Source organism: Micrococcus sp. HG099 (genome assembly GCF_024723355.1).
Lineage (GTDB): Bacteria > Actinomycetota > Actinomycetes > Actinomycetales > Micrococcaceae > Micrococcus > Micrococcus endophyticus.
Map to the genome: position 1 here is coordinate 1 of NZ_JANQCJ010000218.1, position 2,025 is coordinate 2,025.

The 2,025-nt window shown below is 77.0% G+C and carries 2 protein-coding genes and 1 pseudogene; 1 reads left to right on the forward strand and 2 read right to left on the reverse strand.

The annotated features are described in order from the left end of the window. Positions 1-405: pseudogene (locus NWP10_RS11720) on the reverse strand (pilus assembly protein CpaF); the annotation flags it as partial. A gap of 165 nt (positions 406-570) precedes the next feature. Between NWP10_RS11720 and NWP10_RS11725 the strand changes: the two are divergent. Continuing rightward, a complete protein-coding gene (locus NWP10_RS11725) occupies positions 571-858 on the forward strand; it encodes a hypothetical protein (RefSeq protein ID WP_258301020.1) in 288 nt (95 codons plus the stop codon). A gap of 52 nt (positions 859-910) precedes the next feature. Here NWP10_RS11725 and NWP10_RS11730 read toward each other — a convergent pair. Then, positions 911-2,025: pyruvate kinase (locus NWP10_RS11730; protein ID WP_258301021.1), on the reverse strand; the 1,115-nt coding region annotated here is incomplete at its 5' end.

Here is a 2,025-nt window from a genome sequence, read left to right on the forward strand (position 1 = left end):
CAGCAGGGCCCCCCCGCCGCTGACCGGCGGCAGGACGGCGTGCACGCGCACCCCGTCCACACGGGCGTCGGCCAGCGGCACAGCGGCGTCGAGGCGGCGCCCCGCGCGGTGCACCAAGCGCACGGCGAGGGCCTGGGCCGCGTGCGGGTCGAGGCGCTGGCGGCGGCGCAGAAGGCCCTCGGCGCCGTCGGTCCACACGGCGCCGGAGCCGTCCACGAGCACGTCGGTGACGCCGGGCGCGCGGACCCACCCGGCGAGCGGCCCGAACCCGTCCAGCTCGTCCACGAGCGCGGCCACGCGCGGATCCGTCGCGGAGACGCCGATCGCCTCCGCGACGAGCGGGGCGAGCGCGGGCTCCTGCCCCTCGGCCGCCGCGGCACGGGCCTCGGCGACCCGGCGGCGCACGGCGTCCGCCTCCGGGTCCGGTGTCGTGGGCGGCGGGTCTGGGGTGGCGCGAAGCGGGGCTGGCGCGTCGGAAATCGCAGCAGTCCGATCGGGGAATGGGGCCGGAGGGTCGGGAAGAGGGGCACCGGCGCGGGGCGGCGGGTCGGACAGGCGCGGATCAGACAGGTGCGGGGCCGCCGCGTCGGCCGCCTCGCGCGGCGGTGGCTGCGGGGCGAGCCGCGGGCTCGGGACCGCGAGGGCGGACGGGCCGGGGCGCCGTCGTCGGGCGGGTCCCACGCCGCCCCGGACGCCGACGCACAGCCGGCCGGGGCCGAGGCGGCGCCGGCCGCCGGCGCCGTGCCCACCGGGCTGGACCGCTCCTACGGCGTGACCCTGCCGCCGGAGGAGGTGGCCAAGCTCATCCAGGCCCGCGGCGGGCAGGCGAGCCGGCCGCAGGAGGACCCCCGGGACTGAGCCCGGCCCAGCGGGGTCCGGCACAGAGAGGACCCGCTCAGAGAGACCCGACTCAGAGGGACCAGGACTCCAGCCGACGGAGCATGTCCCGCTTCTTGCGGGCGTGCCCGCCCATGCGCCCCAGGATGTCGCCGAGGGCCGTGATGGCCTCCTCGATGTAGGGCCCCTTGTTGAGCATCGCGGCCTCGGCGCGCTGCGCCATGGCGGCGTCGGTGATCTCCGCGCGCGAGGGCAGGCCCGTCTTGGCGAGGGACTCGAGGATCTGGGTGGCCCAGATCGCCGGCACGTGCGCGGCCTCGCACAGCCACAGGATCTCCTCCTGCAGCTCCGCCATCCGCTCGAACCCGGCCTCCACCGCGAGGTCGCCGCGGGCGATCATCACGCCCACGTCCCGCCATCGCATGGCCTCCAGGAGCATCCGGGGCAGCTGCTCGAAGGCGGCCACGGTCTCGATCTTCAGGGTGATGTCCACGTCCGTGGCGTCCTCGGCGGCCAGCGCGTCGATCAGCTGGGCGACGTCCTCGGCCGAGCGCACGAAGGACAGGTTCACCATGTCCGCGTGGCGGGCCACGAAGGGGATGTGCGCGAGGTCCTCGTCCGTGAGCGCCGGGATGGACAGCGCGGTGTCCGGGAAGTTCACGCCCTTCTCGGCCTTGAGCTTCGTCCCGTTCGGACCGGCCTCGGTGACCTCCAGCGTGATCTCGTCCGCGTCCGCCGCGCGCACCACGGCGTCGATCTTCCCGTCGTCGATGGACACGCGGTCCCCGACCGCCACGTCCTCGAACGCCTGGGCCAGGGTCAGCCCGATGCGGTACGGGGGAGCGCTCGCGGCGGGGACCGGATCCAGGGAGCGGGCGAGCACCACCTGATCGCCGCGGCGCACCCGCATGGACTGCTCCAGCGGCGCCAGCTCCCCGACCGTCAGGGTCCCGCGCGGGGTGTCCACGGCCAGGCCGGTGCCCCAGTAGACCGTCTTGTCCGCGCGCACCAGCGCGCCCGCGGTCCCGGCCTGCTCCACGGTCAGGACGCGGTGCGAGCCGCGGGCGTCCGTCAGCTCGACCTCGTCGCCGGCGGCCAGGCCCGCCAGGACCTCGGCGCCGGCCTCCGTCACCGGGACGACGACGGCGCCGGCGGGCGCGTCCGCCGCCTCGGCCCCGGCCCCGTCCC